The 17,837-nt window shown below is 56.5% G+C and carries 18 protein-coding genes and 1 pseudogene; 10 read left to right on the forward strand and 9 right to left on the reverse strand.

From position 1 onward, the window contains the following. Positions 1-46: 46 nt before the first annotated feature. Both PPTH39_RS23480 and PPTH39_RS01120 read right to left on the reverse strand, forming a co-directional pair. The gene (locus tag PPTH39_RS23480; protein ID WP_165446468.1) at positions 47-214 is read right to left on the reverse strand and encodes a hypothetical protein; all 168 of its coding nucleotides are present in this window, start codon (positions 212-214) and stop codon (positions 47-49) included. A gap of 178 nt (positions 215-392) precedes the next feature. Continuing rightward, complete coding sequence (locus PPTH39_RS01120) at positions 393-1,364, reverse strand: LysR family transcriptional regulator (protein WP_095000162.1); 972 nt, start codon at positions 1,362-1,364, stop codon at positions 393-395. A 126-nt stretch (positions 1,365-1,490) separates the two neighbouring features. Between PPTH39_RS01120 and PPTH39_RS01125 the strand changes: the two genes are divergently transcribed. The 6 genes from PPTH39_RS01125 (at position 1,491) to PPTH39_RS01150 (ending at position 5,655) form a co-directional block, all read left to right on the forward strand. Then, entirely contained in the window at positions 1,491-1,766 is a 276-nt protein-coding gene (locus PPTH39_RS01125) for a DUF2798 domain-containing protein (RefSeq protein WP_095000163.1), read from the forward strand. A gap of 142 nt (positions 1,767-1,908) precedes the next feature. Then, positions 1,909-2,949, forward strand: coding sequence for a zinc-dependent alcohol dehydrogenase family protein (locus tag PPTH39_RS01130; RefSeq protein WP_095000164.1), 1,041 nt, complete (start codon positions 1,909-1,911; stop codon positions 2,947-2,949). Between the two features lie 78 nt (positions 2,950-3,027). Continuing rightward, positions 3,028-3,342 carry an acid-activated periplasmic chaperone HdeA gene (gene hdeA / locus PPTH39_RS01135; RefSeq protein WP_095000165.1) on the forward strand — a complete coding sequence of 105 codons (315 nt, stop codon included), beginning with the start codon at positions 3,028-3,030 and terminating at the stop codon, positions 3,340-3,342. Between the two features lie 246 nt (positions 3,343-3,588). Next, positions 3,589-4,047 (forward strand): hypothetical protein, encoded by a 459-nt coding sequence (locus tag PPTH39_RS01140; protein ID WP_232527584.1) that lies wholly within the window; start codon positions 3,589-3,591, stop codon positions 4,045-4,047. 81 nt (positions 4,048-4,128) lie between these two features. Then, positions 4,129-4,482, forward strand: coding sequence for a hypothetical protein (locus PPTH39_RS01145; RefSeq protein WP_095032129.1), 354 nt, complete (start codon positions 4,129-4,131; stop codon positions 4,480-4,482). Between the two features lie 69 nt (positions 4,483-4,551). Next, positions 4,552-5,655, forward strand: coding sequence for a PQQ-dependent sugar dehydrogenase (locus PPTH39_RS01150; RefSeq protein ID WP_232527613.1), 1,104 nt, complete (start codon positions 4,552-4,554; stop codon positions 5,653-5,655). Positions 5,656-5,768: 113 nt separating this feature from the next. Here PPTH39_RS01150 and eco read toward each other — a convergent pair whose 3' ends face one another. After that, complete coding sequence (gene eco, locus PPTH39_RS01155) at positions 5,769-6,251, reverse strand: serine protease inhibitor ecotin (RefSeq protein WP_130871418.1); 483 nt, start codon at positions 6,249-6,251, stop codon at positions 5,769-5,771. Positions 6,252-6,448: 197 nt separating this feature from the next. On the opposite strand from eco, the gene pgm reads away from it, so the two are divergent. After that, complete coding sequence (pgm, locus tag PPTH39_RS01160; protein WP_095000170.1) at positions 6,449-8,089, forward strand: phosphoglucomutase (alpha-D-glucose-1,6-bisphosphate-dependent); 1,641 nt, start codon at positions 6,449-6,451, stop codon at positions 8,087-8,089. A gap of 61 nt (positions 8,090-8,150) precedes the next feature. On the opposite strand, the pseudogene PPTH39_RS01165 reads toward pgm, so the two are convergent. The 4 genes and pseudogenes from PPTH39_RS01165 to PPTH39_RS01180 all read right to left on the reverse strand — a co-directional run bounded on the left by PPTH39_RS01165 (position 8,151) and on the right by PPTH39_RS01180 (position 12,111). Then, positions 8,151-10,022 (reverse strand): annotated as a pseudogene (locus tag PPTH39_RS01165) (DUF3857 domain-containing transglutaminase family protein). A gap of 173 nt (positions 10,023-10,195) precedes the next feature. Next, entirely contained in the window at positions 10,196-10,669 is a 474-nt protein-coding gene (locus tag PPTH39_RS01170; protein WP_095000172.1) for a YbaK/EbsC family protein, read from the reverse strand. 80 nt (positions 10,670-10,749) lie between these two features. Next, positions 10,750-11,760, reverse strand: a complete 1,011-nt coding sequence (locus PPTH39_RS01175) for a zinc-dependent alcohol dehydrogenase family protein (RefSeq protein ID WP_095018544.1) — start codon at positions 11,758-11,760, stop codon at positions 10,750-10,752. A 54-nt stretch (positions 11,761-11,814) separates the two neighbouring features. After that, positions 11,815-12,111 carry an ArsR/SmtB family transcription factor gene (locus tag PPTH39_RS01180; protein WP_019822791.1) on the reverse strand — a complete coding sequence of 99 codons (297 nt, stop codon included), beginning with the start codon at positions 12,109-12,111 and terminating at the stop codon, positions 11,815-11,817. A gap of 250 nt (positions 12,112-12,361) precedes the next feature. On the opposite strand from PPTH39_RS01180, the gene hemB reads away from it, so the two are divergent. Together hemB and surE are read left to right on the forward strand one after the other, a co-directional pair. Continuing rightward, positions 12,362-13,336, forward strand: a complete 975-nt coding sequence (gene hemB, locus PPTH39_RS01185) for a porphobilinogen synthase (protein ID WP_095000174.1) — start codon at positions 12,362-12,364, stop codon at positions 13,334-13,336. 81 nt (positions 13,337-13,417) lie between these two features. Further along, positions 13,418-14,194, forward strand: a complete 777-nt coding sequence (gene surE / locus PPTH39_RS01190) for a 5'/3'-nucleotidase SurE (RefSeq protein ID WP_095000175.1) — start codon at positions 13,418-13,420, stop codon at positions 14,192-14,194. On the opposite strand, the gene PPTH39_RS01195 is transcribed toward surE, so the two are convergent. Further along, on the reverse strand, positions 14,191-15,126 hold the full coding sequence (locus tag PPTH39_RS01195; protein ID WP_095000176.1) for a LysR family transcriptional regulator: 936 nt from the start codon (positions 15,124-15,126) through the stop codon (positions 14,191-14,193). The genes surE and PPTH39_RS01195 overlap by 4 nt on opposite strands. Before the next feature lie 349 nt (positions 15,127-15,475). Between PPTH39_RS01195 and PPTH39_RS01200 the strand changes: the two genes are divergently transcribed. After that, the gene (locus PPTH39_RS01200; protein WP_095000177.1) at positions 15,476-16,774 is read left to right on the forward strand and encodes a Wzz/FepE/Etk N-terminal domain-containing protein; all 1,299 of its coding nucleotides are present in this window, start codon (positions 15,476-15,478) and stop codon (positions 16,772-16,774) included. Here PPTH39_RS01200 and modC read toward each other — a convergent pair. Next, on the reverse strand, positions 16,749-17,837 hold the full coding sequence (gene modC, locus PPTH39_RS01205) for a molybdenum ABC transporter ATP-binding protein (protein ID WP_095000178.1): 1,089 nt from the start codon (positions 17,835-17,837) through the stop codon (positions 16,749-16,751). The two genes, PPTH39_RS01200 and modC, sit on opposite strands and share 26 nt — an antisense overlap.

Raw genomic sequence — 17,837 nt, forward strand, 5'->3', positions numbered from 1 at the left:
TTGCAGTGTTAGTAAGCAATGCTGCAAGTTTATAAAGTGGGCAGCATCAGCGGCTGATGCGGATTTTTTTACGGGTGAGTTCACACATAAAGGTCCCCGTATCGCCGCGCAGTACGTACAAGGTCGCTCGGTAGAAGGCCGAAGGCCGCGTGCAGTGCAGGTCGCGCATCTTGCGATAAGCCCATTTCCAGCCGCGCTTAGTTACAGCACTCATCTTATTCATCCTTGAAAGATTTTATATTTTGAGTGTATCAGCACTTTTGGATAAATGGACTACTCCGTATGAGGGTGTTTTTCTGGCAAGGAATGTCGCCATGCTCAAGTTTTAGCTGCACTAAATTGTTTCGAATGTATTAAATTTAGATGGTCATCTAAACGAGTTTTGCACTTTTTTAGTGCGCAGCTGAAAGTGAGTGCAAGTTGGCGGTTGTTATTGGGGTAGTAGCACTAAGCCATCTCTTGTCCAGGTTCTCCGTCAAATAATCCATGAACGCTTTGACCTTGGCCGTCAGGGCAGAGCGATCCTGTACGCAGGCATAAATATCCAGTGGCTCGACGCAAGACTGGCTCGAGTCGTGACTGTGTTTGAGCAGTGCAATCAGCCGGCCTGAATCGACATGGGGGGCAGCCACGAACTCTGCCAGGCGGGCAATCCCGGCACCGTAAATGGCCATTTGGGTCAGTGCGTCGATATCGTCACTGATAGCCGTGAAGTTCAGCGCTACATAGTAATGCTCCCCCTCGCGGAAAAACCCCCAGCGCAACAAGCGCCCGTCAAGCGGGTAGCGAAAGGCCAGGCAGGCATGCCTCTGAAGATCTTCAGGGCTGCGCGGGATACCGGCCCGCTCCAGATAGGCAGGGGAGGCGCACACCACAAAAGGTACTGAAGCGATCTTTCGCGCAACAATGCCTTCTTCCAGCTGCGGCTTGATCCGCAGGCTCAGGTCAATACCGTCCTGGATATGGTTTATTTTGCCGTCAGTGGTGCACAGTTCAAGGCGCAGGCGCGGGTGGCGTGCCGCAAAACCGGCAATCAAGGGAGCCAGTACATGGCGGCCGAACGCGGAGGTCGATGCAATGCACAAACGCCCTTGCAGTTCTGTCTCGCCAGCGCTGATGGCCATTTGTGCAGACTCAAGGTCTGCAGCGACGCGTCTGACTCTTGCGTAGTACAACGCACCGCTTTCTGTCAGCGCCATACTGCGCGTGGTGCGGTGCAGCAACCGAGCGCCAAGGTGCTCCTCCAGGCGGTTGATGGTCTGGCTGACGGCGGCGGCACTGAGCCCCAGATTTTTTGCCGCGCCCACGATGGACCCCGTTTCGACCACTTTAATAAAGCTGGCAATCGCCGCGAGCAGATTCATGAGGGGCTCTACAGGTTATTCGTAAGATTTTCTTTATAAAGTAAGTGTCCTAGAACGTCTAGTTGACCGTTTTTGATCTTGCTAAGGTGCGTCATCTCTTTATTACATGCTCAAAAAAGGCCTTTTATGACCTCCAAAACATCCAGCGCCGTACTTTCGTCGAAGCGCATGAAGCTCTCCGCGCGGGCTACGCCTTATGTCTTTGCTTTCTACATGTCGACGATCATGGCCTTTCTGATGTCGTTGGTAATCACCGCAGCCAACTCCGGCATTGAGGAAGATTACCTGAGCAATGCGCTGCATGCTTATCAGCTGGCAATGCCGGTTGCGTTCCTGTGCATCCTGGTGGTGCGGCCCATTGTAGTGAAACTGGTGTCATTTACCGTGCACCCGCACCGTTAGTCCGAAAACCCTTTTTGTGACCTGTGGCAAGGGCGCAGCAGAAAAAGGCTGCTTAACTGCATCAGTGATTTTGGCGGCTGCCAGACAGGGGTACCTGAGTGGCAGCCACGGATGATTTTTGATCAGGTAAAGGAAGGCCATCATGAAAGCGCTCACCTACCAGGGGCCCGGCGAAAAAGCCTGGGCCGAGATCCCCGATCCGGTCATCGACAAGCCGACCGATGCCATTGTGCGCATCCTGCACACCACCATTTGTGGCACCGATCTGCACATTCTCAAAGGCGATGTTCCCGAAGTGACCCGCGGCACGGTTTTGGGGCATGAAGGTGTGGGGGTGGTTGAAGCGGTCGGCTCGGCCGTGCGCAATTTCAAGCCCGGCGATCATGTATTGATATCCTGCATCACCTCGTGTGGCAGCTGCGCCAATTGTCGACGTCAGATGTATTCCCACTGTGCGGATGGCGGCTGGATTCTGGGGCACTTGATTAACGGAACCCAGGCCGAAAAAGTACGCATTCCCCACGCAGATAACAGTCTGTACCCAGTTCCCGCCGGGGCTGATGAAGAAGCCCTGGTGATGCTCAGTGACATCTTGCCCACCGGTTTTGAAATTGGCGTGCTCGCGGGCAAGGTCAAGCCCGGCGACAGTGTAGTGATCGTGGGGGCAGGGCCGGTTGGTATGGCAGCGCTGTTGACCGCGCAATTTTACTCGCCGGCCCAATTGATCATGGTGGATGGTGATACAAACCGGCTTGAGGTCGCCAAGCGTTTTGGGGCCACGGATATCATCGATATCAATACGCAAAACGCGGTTGAACGTATTTTTGAGCTGACCCATGGCGTCGGGGTGGATGTTGCGATTGAAGCGGTGGGTATTCCTGCCTCGTTTGACACCTGCCAATCAGTGATAGCCCCGGGCGGCAGCATCGCCAACGTGGGCGTACATGGCAAAAGTGTCGAGTTGCACCTTGAAAAATTGTGGATCCAGAACGTCACCATTTCAACCGGGCTGGTCAATACCAATACCACCCCTCTGCTCCTGAAAACCGTGCAGTCCGGAAAAATCGATGCGGGCAAGCTGATTACGCACCGCTTTGCGCTCACAGACATCCTCCAGGCTTACGAGGTGTTCGGGAACGCAGCCAAGGAGAAGGCAATGAAGGTGATTCTGTCGCAACAATAGACAGATACACCATCCACTACTATGTTGTTTGCGGCAGAACTAATGTTACTTAATCGTTGATAATAGGGATATTGGCATATGAAAAAGCACATTTTGTTAGTTGGCGTTGTGGGTTTGGCGGCACTTTCCACACTTGCACAAGCTGAAACCAAACAACCCGTCGCAAAATGGACGTGCGCGGATTTCCTGGCCGTGGATGAGAGCTTCCAGCCGACCGCCGTTGGCCTGGGCGAAGCCATCAACAAACAGGGCAAAGTTGAAGATGCGGTGCTGGATGTAGACGGTATCGCCAAAATCACTCCTTTGGTGGTGACGGCCTGCAAGGAAACCCCTAAAGAATCCTTCGTCTCCAAGCTCAAGGCTGAGTGGGCAAAAGTCAAAAAAGACGTTTAACCCAAACCCGGCCTGTACTTCACGCGAGTACAGGCCTCTGCGGTGCAATCCTGGCCCGTATGCGGCCAATAACCTCCTCGCCGTTGTGAATTTCCTGCGCTATAACCCCTCTACATAAAGACAGGCCTGCCTTACTGGTCAAAAGGGCGTAGTAGACTAGGCTTTTTTTATCTCTATCTGTCGGGGAACCCTATGTTAATCAAGTCATTAGCTGAGCTTGACCGTATTCGTGACGAGTGCCGTTCCATGGTCACCAAGCGCTCGGCCGTCTCGGCAGGTGCGGCTGCGATCCCCATACCGGGGCTTGATATCGGTACGGATGTCGCGTTGCTGGTTGAAATGCTGCCGGCCATCAACAGCAAGTTCGGCCTTACCCCACATCAGATCGAACAGATGGACTCACGTTCCAAGCGTCTGATCGTGGTGGCTGTCAGTGGTATTGGCAGTGAAGTGATCGGCAAATTCATCAGCCGTACGCTGGTCATGTCCCTGGTCCGCAAGATGGGCACCAAAGTGGCGACCAAATCCGTGGTTCGCTTTGTCCCTTTTGTGGGGCAGGCCGTGGCGGCAACCATCAGTTTTGGTGTGATGAAACTGGTGGGCAATGGCCATATCGAAGATTGTTATCAGGTTTGCCGCGAGGCATTGCTGGCGCAAGCCAGAGACTCGACGGTGATTGTGATCGGCCCTGAAACCGATAGCTGACACGTTTTGTACACCTTGCAATCGAACCTGTTACGCGCAGGGCCCTCAAAGGTTCAAGGTCGATCAAAAACGGAGGGCGTGATGAACACGTTCAGAACCAGTTTTGCATTCCTGCTGCTGGGGGGTTTACTCGCCACCCAACTACAGGCGCAACCCCTTTCAGAACCTTTGCCGGCTCAGTATCAGCAGCTGGCGCAAAACACACCGATCACCAACACCCCGCCTGTTAACAACCCCATCCGTCGTATCAACCCCAACAGCCGTCAGGGCACCGGTGCTTCCGTGCCGGGGGCAAGTGGCCCGGGTATTGCGCCTGCGGTGCAGCCCCAGGGCATTGATAGCGGCAAAATAGGCAATGGTTACCCGCGTAACCCGCCAGTGCCACCGACAATCAAGCCGACCGCACCCTCGTTGCAGCCGCGGGACAAACCTTAAACGAACAAGGAATAGTTGATGTTGAGAAAAACCCTGCTGGCCACAATGTGTGCCACTTCGCTGCTCGGTATGGCGTTCACGGCCCATGCCGATGGGCAGAATACGTTTGTTTCCGAGTCCGAGTCCGGGGCCGTTACCGTCACGCCGGTGGTCGAAGGACTCGATCATCCTTGGGCACTGGCCTTTTTGCCCGACAGGCAAGGCATGCTGATTACCGAGCGGGCGGGCAATCTGCGAGTTGTGAGCCCTGACGGTAAATTGTCCGCACCGCTTTCAGGTGTGCCGCAAGTGTGGGCCAAGGGGCAGGGTGGCCTGCTCGATGTGGTGTTGTCGCCCAGCTTCGGTGAAGACCGGTTGGTGTATCTGTCGTACGCCGAAGGTGGTGCAGACGGCAAGGCCGGTACCACGGTGGGCCGTGGGCGCTTGTCGGATGATTTGACCCGATTGAGCAACTTTGAAGTGATCTTTCGCCAGCAGCCGAAGCTCTCTACCGGTAACCACTTCGGCTCACGGCTGGTGTTCGATCGCGATGGCTACTTGTTTATCGCCCTTGGGGAAAACAACCAGCGTCCGACCTCACAGGATCTGGACAAGCTGCAAGGCAAGATTGCGCGCATTTACCCTGATGGGCGTGTGCCCAAGGACAACCCTTTCACAGGGCAGCAGGGGGTAAGGCCGGAAATCTGGTCATACGGCCATCGCAATCAGCAAGGCGCGGCGCTCAATCCCTGGACCGGGACCCTGTGGACCCACGAACACGGGCCAAAGGGGGGCGACGAAATCAACCTGATCGAGCGCGGTAAAAACTACGGTTGGCCGCTGGCAACCCACGGGATTGACTACTCTTCCAAGCCGATTCCAGAAGCTCAGGGCAAAATCGTCGAAGGCACTGTGGTTCCGCACCACATATGGGAAAAATCCCCGGGTATCAGCGGCATGGCTTTTTATGATTCAGATCGCTTCAAACCCTGGCAGCACAGTCTGTTTATTGGCGCCCTGGCAGACAAGGATCTGATACGCCTGCAACTGAGCGGTGACAAGGTGGTGCATGAAGAGCGCATGCTCGGCGATCTCAATGCCCGTATCCGCGATGTGCGCCAATGCCCTGATGGCTATTTATATGTATTGACCGATGAGGATGACGGCGTGCTGTATCGCGTGGGGTTGCAATAACACTCATCAATGTGGGAGCGGGCTTGCCCGCGATGGCATCAACGCGGTCTGACCGTTCAGCCGCGTCGTCTGCATCGCAGGCAGCCAGCTCTCACAATGAAAAATAAAAGCGCTTACTCGCTCACAGCCTGCTTGATCTGCTTGGAGGCCGACCAGATACGGTAGCGCACTTCAATATCCTTGGGCACATACACCACGATCGGCAGTTTGCTGTTGTAACGCAGCATAAAGCCTTCACCGACCACCGGCACAAACTCGGGGTGCGCCTTGCCTTCAGGGCAAGCCATCATTGTGCTCATGGGCCCGCTGACCTTGTTCAGGCGATACATCGGGTAGCCCCAACCCTTGAGAGTTTTTTCTTCCAGCTTACCGCCAAGACGCTGCTGGTTGCAGTCAACCTGCAGGGTCTTGCCCGCGATGATCTGTACCTTGTAGTCGTCTTCATTCTTTTGCTTGGGCAAATGAATGACCTGACGGCTAAAGCCTGCTTCGGCTTTTGGATAGGGAGCGACATCTTCCAGTTTGGCGGCGTTGACCACGCTGCACAGCGTACTCAAAGACAGTAATACGGCTGCGCTGATCACCAGTGATTTCATGGTGCTTTCCTTATTTCAGAGCTAAAAATATACCTACAGTTGAATTAAACAACCTGCCCGGGATCAACTTCAGACAACTAACAGTCGATTAAAGTGCCCGTTCGGCCACCGGGTACGGATAGATTACTTCGCACCAGGGTCGAACAGCCAGTAAACTGCTTTTTTTCCTGCGAATCATTAATTTACCGAGGTTTTGCATGACACTCAGTCCTCTTGCGGGCAAGCCGGCCCCGGCTCAGTTGCTGGTCGATATTCCGCGACTGGTGACCGCTTATTACACCGGTCAACCCGATGCAGCCATCACGACCCAGCGTGTCGCCTTTGGTACTTCAGGGCACCGCGGCAGTTCATTTGAACTGAGCTTCAATGAGTGGCATGTACTTGCTATCAGCCAGGCCATTTGCCTGTATCGTCAAATGAAGGGAATCAACGGGCCGCTGTTTGTCGGTATCGACACCCATGCGCTGTCTACCCCTGCCGGCGCCAGTGCTCTGGAAGTATTTGCCGCCAATGGCGTCGAAACCATGATAGCCGCTGACGACGAATACACCCCGACGCCAGCGATTTCCCACGCAATCATTTGCTACAACCGTGGCCGCACCAGCGGGCTGGCTGATGGCGTGGTGATTACGCCTTCACACAACCCGCCAGAAAGCGGCGGTTTCAAGTACAACCCGCCCAATGGCGGCCCGGCTGATACCGATGTCACCAAGTGGATTGAAGCCAAGGCCAATGAACTGCTCGCGGCCCGGCTGGCCGGGGTCAAGCGCATCAGCTACGAGCAGGCCCTTAAAGCCAGCACTACCCATCGTCATGATTACTTGAATACCTATGTTGCCGATCTGAAAAACGTGATCGACATGGACACCCTGCGCGGCGCCAATCTGCGCCTGGGCGTAGATCCGCTGGGTGGCGCAGGTGTGCGCTACTGGTCGGCGATCGGCGAACACTACGGCCTTGATCTGGACGTGGTGAACACCTCGGTCGACCCGACGTTCCGCTTTATGTGCGTGGACTGGGATGGCCGGATCCGCATGGACCCGTCTTCCAGCTACGCCATGCAGGGCCTGATCGGCCTGAAAGAACGCTTTGACGTGGCGTTTGCCTGTGACCCGGATCACGACCGTCACGGCATTGTTACGCCATCGGGTGGTCTTTTGGCCCCGAACAACTACCTGGCTGTGTCCATCGACTACCTGTTCCGCAACCGGCCGCAATGGCGCGCCGATGCCGCCGTGGGCAAAACCGTGGTTAGCAGCGGCCTGATTGACCGGGTAGCCGCGCGTCTGGATCGTCGCCTGTATGAAGTGCCGGTAGGCTTCAAGTGGTTTGCCGATGGTCTGTTTGAAGGCTCGCTGGGGTTTGGCGGCGAAGAAAGTGCCGGCGCCTCGTTCCTGCGTCTGGACGGCAGCGTCTGGTCGACCGACAAGGACGGCCTGATTCCGTCGTTGCTGGCTGCTGAAATGACGGCGCGTACCGGTCGCGACCCTTCTCAGCTGTACCAGAAAATGACCGAAGAGCTGGGCCAGCCATTCTCCACCCGTGTCGATGCCAAGGCCACCCCGCAGCAAAAAGCGCTGTTGGGCAAGCTGTCGCCCGGGCAGGTCAAGTCGACCACGCTGGCAGGTGAGCCGATCACTCAAATCCTCAGCCATGCACCGGGCAACAATCAGGCCATCGGCGGGCTCAAGGTCATGACTGAAAACGGCTGGTTTGCTGCACGCCCTTCGGGCACTGAAGATATCTACAAGATCTACGCCGAGAGCTTTATCGGCGACGAGCACCTCAGCCGTCTGGTTGAGGAAGCGCAGGTACTGGTCGATACCGCCATCGCCTAAGCCAATAAAAAGCCCGACCCCGCAATGGGGTCGGGCTTTTTTGTGGCTCAGCGCAAAGCACTCAGCTGCGGGTGACCAGTTGCACCACTTGCTGCATGTTTTCGTTGCAGGCACGGGCTTGCTGGAGCATCGCTTCGAATGGCGCGCTCATGATTTCGTCATGGCTCAACCAGCTGTGCTTTTGCGTCATGGAGTACAGGTAACGGTACTCCTCTTTGCTGCGCTTGCTGCTCAGCTCCATATCAAACCACGGCGAGTTCACCTAGCAGGTCTTGATCTCCTTGCCAACCTCGGCCCCTGACAGGGTGATGTCGTAGGTGACTGTCTCCGGATCGGCCATGTACAAATCCGCCAGCTGACCGGTGCGGCGATAGTTCATCAGGCTGTCCCAGCGCTCGCTCGCAAAGGCGGGTTTGTATACCTGCTGCCCGGAGAGGTTTTCCAGTGGCCGAAGGTTGGTCAGCGTGGCCTGCACCTTGTAACGCTCGGGTACGACAAAGCCGGTTTTCTCGCGACTGATCTTGCAGTCGCCGATTTCCTTGCCGAAATGGTTGCACAGGTTCAGGTCGGTGGCACTAACCCCGGAGTCTGTGTCGGCGTAGCTGAGCTGCATCAGCGTCATTTGCCCCATCTGTACTTCAGCCGTGGTGCGGGCCTGGCCATCACGATTGAAGTGTTCGAACTTCTTCACGCCCATGCTCAGGCTCGGCTGTTCTTCCGGAATATGATCCTGGTACACCTTGCCTTCGGCATCGATGACCAGTGCCCAGCGATTCTGGATATCGGGCATGCTGCGCCCCGGCATAAACACCGGGTTGGTAGGGTCCAGCCACCAGACCTGGCCGTTGACTTGAGCCTTGACGATGGCGTGATTGGCTGCGCCTGTGCCAGGCAGCAACAGGCCAAGCGGGTTGCTGCCACGGCTGACCCAGGCGGTTTGCGCGTTTATGTCGCTGGCCTTCAACATCGCAGTCAGCAATACGGACAGGTCTTTGCAATCGCCGTAACCGCGCTCTTCGATCTCGCTCAAGGTAAAGGGTACATAGCCACGATCTGTGGCGCGCCAGTCACCCATATAACGGTATTGCTCGTGGATGTACTGCATCACGCCTGACACTCGCCCGGCGGCAGGCAAACCCTTGAGGCCCGAAACAACCTTGGCGGCGCCCGCAGGCAGGCTGGCGCCGAGGATTTGCTGATACCGCGCGGCGAGGTTGCCGAAGTGATCCTGCACTTGGCTGGAACTGGCGATTTCAACCCGTGGGATCTGGCGGATATAGGCGTTGCCGGCTTCGTTGATGTAGTTCACGAAGCGCGGTTTTTGCTGCTCGATCACCAGGGTCTTGTTGTCGGAAGAGGGGTTGAAGGTAAAGTCCTCCATCAACTCACTGCGCCAGACCATCGGCTGCTCAGCGGTGAACGTGCTTTTGAAGGCATCCGAGCGCACGGGGGCAGGGCCGAACATCATCGGGTAGTGGAAGTGCTCCATCAGCGGTTTCGCCACCGTATGCTCACGCACGGTGTACATGATACGGGTGCCGATGCGCAGGTTGGGGAAAGCGATCGATGTTTGCCGCGCTCGCTGAAAACCCTGGTCGGGGTTGGGGGCCATGCGCGTATCGATTTGCGAGGGGGCCAGCGCGACCGGTTTGCCACCGGGTTGTGTCGACTGGGCGTCAATGATCTCCAGCCGATCTGTTTCGGGGAAGCTGAAGTCGATGCGCGACAGCATCTCGCGGCCATTGTTGGTCAGGATGGTATAGCGGTACGTGGTAGTGCAGTCGGTGCTGGTGTCTTTGTTGAAATGGCAGTTTTTTGCTGTTTCGCCAGCCAGAGCAGCCTCTGACGCCGGTTGCAATGCCGCGTAAGACGGCAGGCTGACGATCCCCAGTGTTGCGCAAATCAATGATTTGCTGAAAGTAAAGCGGTGCATGAGCGCCTCAGGTCGTTCCCTTGAAACAGCACCCTGCGACGTTTTAGTTATGTTGATAGACGGTTGCAGGATGCTGCGCGAACAGCGGATGATAATCGATCGCAACTGTATTTTCTACATTGTCAGACAATCAACCTCGCGCAGATGCCCGTTCCAGAGCCTTTTCCTGGAATTCAGGCGGCAGGTAGGGGCTGACACACATCGACCCATTGCGCGTTAACCAGATCCGCCATGCGTGTCGGGCAAATTTTCACCGCCGTATGCGTGGCCCCGGCTGCAGGCATGACTTCGCTAAAGCTTTGCAGGGAAATATCGCAGTACACGGCAAGATCGGTGGCCAAGCCGAATGGGCAAACACCCCCCACCGGATGGCTGGTCAAGGCAACGACGGTTTCGGCATCGAGCATTTTGGCTTTGCTGCCCAGGGCATCCTTGATTTTTTTGTTATCGATACGTGCATCGCCGCGGGCCACCAGCAGAACGTTGCGTTCGCCGACGCGAAAGGCCAGGGTTTTGGCGATTTGACCAGGTTCCACCCCATGGGCCTCGGCCGCCAGAGCGACCGTCGCGGTGCTGGTGGCCAATTCGATAATGTGCAGGTCAGGGGCGTTGGCGTGAAAAAATGCGCGTACGGATTCAAGGCTCATCAGACTCGGCTCTCTGGGCAAAAGCCTGAATCTAGAGAAGCCGATGACGCACTGTCAATGCGCCATCGGCGATGTCGCGGTTAGATGTCCAGAATGATCTTGCCGAAATGCTGGTTGGTTTCCTGGTACTTGAAAGCCTCGACAATGTCCGTCAGGGGGAAGTGGCGATCTATTACAGGGCGCATGCCGTTGGCATTGATGGCGCGAATCATGTCTTGCTGCTGGCTGCGGCTACCGACCAGCACGCCTTGCAGGCGGGCTTGCTTGACCAGCATCGGGACAAAGTTCATTGCGCCGCTAACGCCGCTGAGGATGCCGATGATCGAGATATGCCCGGCCACACGGATGGCAATCATCGACTGTTCAAGTGTCGCAGGGCCGCCGACTTCAATAATGTGGTCAACACCGCGCCCGCCGGTGAGGGCCAGGGCGGTTTCACCCCAGTGGGTGTCCTTGCGGTAGTTGATCACGTGGTCTGCGCCCAGCGCTTTGAGGCGCTCCAGTTTTTCATCGCTGGAGGAGGTGGCAATGACCGTTGCACCGGCCATCTTGGCGAACTGCAGGGCGAAAATCGAAACACCGCCGGTGCCTTGCACCAATACCGTGTCGCCCGGCTTGAGCGAATCGTCGGCCATCAATGCGCGCCATGCGGTCAGGCCGGCTGTAGTCAGGGTTGACGCTTCGGCATGGCTCCAGCGGGTGGGTGCCAGGGTGAAGGACGTGGCTTTGGCGGTTACCTGCTCGCGGGCATAACCGTCGATGCCATCACCGGGTACGGTAACAAAACCTTCCACCAGAGGGGTGCCGTCGATCCAGTCCGGGAAGAAGGTGCTGACCACCGAATCTCCCACCTTGAATTCGCTGACATCGGCGCCAACGGCAATTACTTCGCCTGCGCCATCGGCCATGGGGATGCGATTTTCGCTCGGACCCCACATGCCGCTTACGACAGCAAAATCATGGTAGTTCAGTGAGTTGGCGTGCAAACGTACAGTGATTTCGCCGTTCCCGGGGGCGCGCGCTTCACTGCTGCCAACCACTACATTGTCATAACCGCCGCCAGGTTGGACGAAAATTGCTTTGGTGCTCATGGGGCTTCCTCATATTTTTACATTGCGCGAAATAACGAAATGTATAATTAAAAATTACAACTCGATTTTCAGCCTAGCCGCAAAGTCATCGATCGCCTGTTCATTGCGTCGGTAGTAGGTCCACTTGCCGATGCGGGTGGTCAGGACGAAGCCGGCGCGCTGCAAGATAGCCAAATGCGCCGAAGCAGTAGAAGGCGACAACCCGGCCTTGTGCTGCAGATGGGTCACGCACACGCCGATGGCAGGATCACCGTGATCCTGAGGCGGGAAATTGCTGAGCGGGTCTTTGAGCCACTCCATCATTTGCATGCGAGTGTCATTGCCCAGGGCTTTGAGCTGTTCGAGTATCATGGTCGGCAATGTTACGCTTTTTAACGAAATGTTCAAGCATATGACCGATTGCCCTGGCCTGTGCGCGGGCTTGCTCGCGATACAGGTAATGAGGTGTAGCTGTCAGCCCCGGCATTTCCCTCAAGAAACACCCCGCGACCACCGGCCGCAGGCCGGGCGGATGTTTTGCAATTGCAGGATCAATCCTGTATTTGTTGCGCCATTGAGCCAAGGCTCGTCTGTTTTTTGAATCTGCCCATCAGGAACCATGATGCCTAACCAGTTCCCCGCTGTACGTCCGCGCCGCCTGCGCCGCTCCCAGACCCTTCGCGACATGTTTCAGGAAACCGAATTCAGCCTGAATGATCTGGTGCTGCCGATTTTTGTCGAAGAAGAAATCGACGATTTTGTGCCGATCACCAGCATGCCCGGTGTAATGCGTATTCCCGAGTCAAAACTGGCCGGTGAAATCGAGCGTTACGCCCGTGCGGGTATCAAGTCGGTGATGCTGTTCGGTGTTTCCCATCATCTGGACGCAACCGGCAGCGATGCCATGCGTGAAGATGGCCTGGTGTCGCGCATGGTGCGTATCAGCAAGGATGCCGCGCCGGACATGGTGGTGATGAGCGACACCTGCTTTTGTGAATACACCTCCCACGGCCATTGCGGCGTGATGCATGACCACGGCGTCGACAATGACGCGACCCTGATCAACCTGGGCAAGCAGGCAGTTGCCGCCGCAGCGGCCGGTGCCGACTTTATCTCGCCATCAGCGGCCATGGACGGCCAGGTGCAGGCCATCCGCAGCGCCCTGGACGGTGCAGGGTTTACCGACACCTCGATCATGGCGTACTCCACCAAGTTTGCCTCGGCCCTCTATGGCCCGTTCCGTGAAGCTGGGGGCAGCGCGCTCAAGGGCGACCGCAAGTCTTATCAGATGAACCCGATGAACCGCCGTGAAGCAATCCGTGAGTCATTGCTGGACGAGCAGGAAGGCGCAGATGTGCTGATGGTCAAGCCTGCCGGTGCCTATCTGGACATTATTCGCGATATCCGCCAGGCCTCGCATCTGCCATTGGCGGCTTACCAGGTGAGCGGCGAATACGCGATGATCAAGTTTGGCGCCCAGGCCGGGGCCATCGACGAGGCCCGCGTCGTTCGCGAGAGCCTTGGGTCGATCAAGCGTGCCGGTGCCGACATGATCCTGACTTATTTCGCGATGGATCTGGCCCTGCAGGGAATTTAAGGGATAGTTGCAAGCTGCAAGCATCAAGCTAGTTTTATCTGATAGCTTGCAGCTGCTTCATCCCACACAAGGAGCCCCCTCATGCCAGACGCTCGACTCGAACGAATCTTGATCACCAACGACGACGGGATCGACGCTCCAGGCCTTGCAGTGCTGGAAGCGGTGGCCCGTGAGTTGGCGGACGAAGTGTGGGTCGTGGCGCCTGACCATGACCAGAGCGGTATATCCACGGCAATCAGTATTCACCACCCCTTGCGCGTCACAAAACGTGGCGAGCGGCGTTTTTCGGTTTCAGGAACACCGGCAGACTGTGTCGCGATGGCCTTGCAGCAGTTGTTGGATAAACCCCCGCAGCTGTTGCTCTCCGGCATCAACAAAGGGGCCAACCTTGGGGTTGAAACCCTGTTTTCAGGAACCGTGGGTGCTGCCATGACGGGCTTGTTGATGGGCGTTCCATCCATCGCCTTGAGCCAGTACTTTACCCGCCGCAGCTCGGTACGCTGGGAAACGGCCCGTGCACTGGCTCCTGGTGTTATCCGGCAACTATTGGGCAAGGGCTGGGAGCAGTCGGCGTGCCTGAACATCAACTTCCCTGACGTGCCTGCCGATGAGGCCGGCCCGATCCAGATCACCCGCCAGGGCGCCGGTCGCATGGACGGGGTGGAAGCCATCGAGCGTACCGACTTTCGCGAAGCCAAGTATTACTGGCTCAGCATCACTCGCCACCAGCACCCGGAAGCGCTGGATACCGAAACCCGCGTGGTCACCCAGGGTGGTATTTCAGTGACACCACTGGAGTTTGATCGCACCGCCATCGCCTTGCGCGAGCATCTGCGCACGGCGGTTCAAGTCGTCTAAGCCCAGTGCGCCGGGTCATCGACGATGGCCTGGTGTCTTTCAAGCACTTTGGGTATCTCCTCTTTCAAAAACTCGACCCAGGTCTTGACCTTGGCATCCAGAAATCGCCGGGAAGGGTAGAGTGCATAGATGTTTTTTTCATGCAGCCGATAATGCGGCAGCAGGCGCACCAGTGAGCCGCGCTGGTAAGAACCCACCGCCACATAATCAGGCAGCAGGCAGATTCCAAGCCCGGCCTCGGCGGCCTTCGCCATGGCCTCGGCCACGTTGACCTGAAATACGTTACCAGGGCGGATGACTTGCTCGCCCTCATCATCACGAAAGGTCCAGCTGTCGGTAAACAATGGGTCAACCAGATGCAGGCAGCGGTGTTGGTGCAGATCCTCAGGAACCTTCGGGATGTTCCGACCCTCGAGGTAGGAAGGCGCAGCACTGATGACACTGAAGATGCTGCCCAGCGGTTGGCCGATCAATTCCGAGTCCGGCAGGTGGGCCGACAGGGTAATCACCAGATCATGGCCCTCCTCAAGCAGATCGGGCTGGCGTTGTGACAGTGTGAGATCGACATGGACTTGCGGATACAGCTCCGTGTAACGGGCTACCAGCGGTGCCAGTAGCTGGATCCCCAGGCCTGTAGTTGATTGCACACGCAAATGGCCACGGGGGATCAAGTGCGCCCCCGCTGCTTCAGCATTTGCATCTTCAATCTCGCCCAGTATCAACCGGCAGCGTTCCAGGTAACGCGCACCCACTTCGGTCAAGGCCAGGCGCCGTGTGCTGCGCTGCAGCAACCGTGCTTGCAGCGAGGACTCAAGCTCTGACAGCAACCGTGAGGTTTGCGCCGTTGAATAACCCAGAGCCTGCGCCGCAGCGGTAAAGCTGCCGGTTTCGACTACGCGGACAAACACCCGCATCGCCTGAAAAATATCCATTCTGATTATTACCCCACACGTAAGCGTGCTTTCTTGTGGCGGCAATAATTACACAGTCCAGGAAGCTGTGCCGTCCTGGCGTGGAGATTCGATGAAAACGGCACAGACACATTGTTATTTTGCCTTTATTTTTTGTGAGGCAATTCTCATTAGAAACTAGGGTGCATCCTATTTTTAATAAAGATGTTGGATATCATTTTCTAATTACTTGCTTTTGTTGTTCTATGTGCTTGATTTATAAAGATGCGAATTTTTCTAGGAATTGCCTGTCAAACACATTGCGTCATCATGTGATCGATACGCCCTCAGTAGCCAGCTTGACTAAGCTTTATTTACAAGGTGCATTCATTTGACTATTCATCAGTACCCACAAGGACGTAAAGTCGACGCTGAGATCGATTTTTTTGACTTGATCCATTCTTTTTGGCGACAAAAAAAACTGATTGGCGGCACCGTAGTCATTGCCGGATTGATGGCACTTGGCTATGTGTCGTTTGCGCAACAGGTCTATCAAACCAGCAGCCTGCTGCGCCCTGCAGCTATCAATGAGCTTGATGCCCTTAACCGCTCCCAGGTTTATACCCTGCCTGCTGCTGATGCCTTGCTTAAAGTTGGCCTGGCACTTGAGTCTTATGAAAACCGGTTGAGCTTTTTTCGCGACCACCAGGACTTGTTCAAACCTTTGGTTCAACCTGGCAGAAGTCTGGAGCAAAGCTTCGAAGTGTTTAACCGGGATGCATTCAATCTGGTTCAGCCTGCGCCCAATAAGGCCAGTTCAGATAATCCTTATCTCAAGCTGGAGCTAACATACCCGGCCTCCCTTGATGGGGTTGCGATTCTCAATGGTTTTGTTGACTACGCGATCACCAAGCAGCGCGAGCAAATCAGTGCCGACCTCAAGGTTATTATTGGTAACCGGCTCAGAGAGCTGGACGCCCAGATAAATGCCGCACGTTCAAGCTATACATCTGATAAAGAAGAAAAAATTGCCACATTCCTTGAAACTGACAGCCTTCAAAAGGCGCAGTTGGAGGATGAGCTGAAGGCCTTGCGCCTGCAGCTGAAAATCGAGCGGGAAGCGCGCATACAGCAGCTTGACGAAGCTATCGCCATTGCCAAATCCCTGGGTATTACCCGTCCGACCACACCGTCGGCGATGGCTGATGCGGCGCAGGGCTCATCGGCCAGGCTGGTGCGCACCGAAATCACTTCGCAAAGTATCCCCTTGTACTTTATGGGGTCCCAGGCCTTGGAGGCCGAGCGTGCAGCCTTGCTCAAGCGAACCACGGACGATTTTACCGATAACCGTATCTCGCAGATCCGCAAAAAGATTCAATTGCTTGAGGTCAATCGCCAGGTCGAAATGCTTGGTAAACGCTCAAATGAGGATGTATTCCTCAATGACATCGAGCCCTTGCGTGCCGAAGCCGTGCGCCTTGGCCGCCTGAATACGGATATGAGCCAGCTTGGGTTGGTCAGTATTGATCGCAAGGCACAGATGCCGACTGATCCGATCAAGCCGAAAAAGGCCCTGATAGTCGCTCTGGCACTGGTTCTGGGCCTGTTGGCGGGGCTGACGATTGCGACCGTGCGCTTCCTGCTCCAGCGGCGCAAGCAAGGCATCAGGCCAGAACAGCCACCGATTTGATCTGCGCCCATAGTAATTGCCCGGGGTGCAGGCCCAATTGGTCCCGGGAGTAACGGGTTATCCGGGCGAGCAGGGGAGTGCCGTCGGCATCCAGGCGTATCAGCACATGAGCCTGGTTGTCGGCGGCCGTTTCGCTGACCACCCTTGCATGCAAGCTATTAAGGATGCTGCTGTGCTCCGACGGGGCCAGGGTCAGGCTGATATCCCGGGCTTGCACTTTGACGCGCAACGGCTGGCCGATGGCCATTGAGGCATGGGCAACCCTCAGCTGCTGGGCGCTGCCGGGCAGGTGCAGAGTCAACAGCTGGTAGTTTAGGTTGTAATCGCTGACCCGGCCCTCAATCACCACTGCGGCATCATTCCCGCGCGCCAGTGGCAGGTCGAGCCTGGCAAGGGTTTCACTGACAGGGCCGCTGGCCAGTACCTTACCCTCGCTGAGCAACACAATATGATCGGCCAGGCGCGCAACTTCGTCCAGAGAATGACTGACGTAGAGCACGGGGATATCCAGTTCGGCGTGCAGGCGCTCAAGGTAGGGCAGTATTTCGCCTTTGCGCTGGTTGTCCAGTGCGGCCAGGGGCTCGTCCATCAACAGCAGTTGCGGGCTGGTGAGCAAGGCCCGGGCGATACCGACCCGCTGGCGTTCGCCGCCGGACAAGTTGTGCGGCGCCCGTGTCAACAGGTGGGTGATGCCCAGTAGTTCGGTGGCATGGGCAAGATCCACTCGACGTTCCTGATGGGCAATGCGCTTGAGGCCGAATTCAAGATTGGCCCGCACCGACAGGTGGGGGAACAGGCTCGCTTCTTGAAAGATATAGCCCAGCGCCCGCTGGTGCACCGGTACGAAGTGATTGCGCTGGCTGTCTTGCCAGATGTGATCATTGACCTGTACATAGGCCTGGCTGGCCCGTTCGAGACCGGCGATACAGCGCAGACAGGTGGTCTTGCCCGAGCCGGAGTGACCGTAGAGGGCGGTGACCCCCTTGCCCGGCAGTTGCAGGTCCAGGTCGAGAGCAAAACCGGGGTAGCGGTGCTGCAACCGAAGGTTGATCTGCGACGTCAT

This window comes from Pseudomonas bubulae, from assembly GCF_900618535.1.
GTDB classification, from domain to species: domain Bacteria; phylum Pseudomonadota; class Gammaproteobacteria; order Pseudomonadales; family Pseudomonadaceae; genus Aquipseudomonas; species Aquipseudomonas bubulae.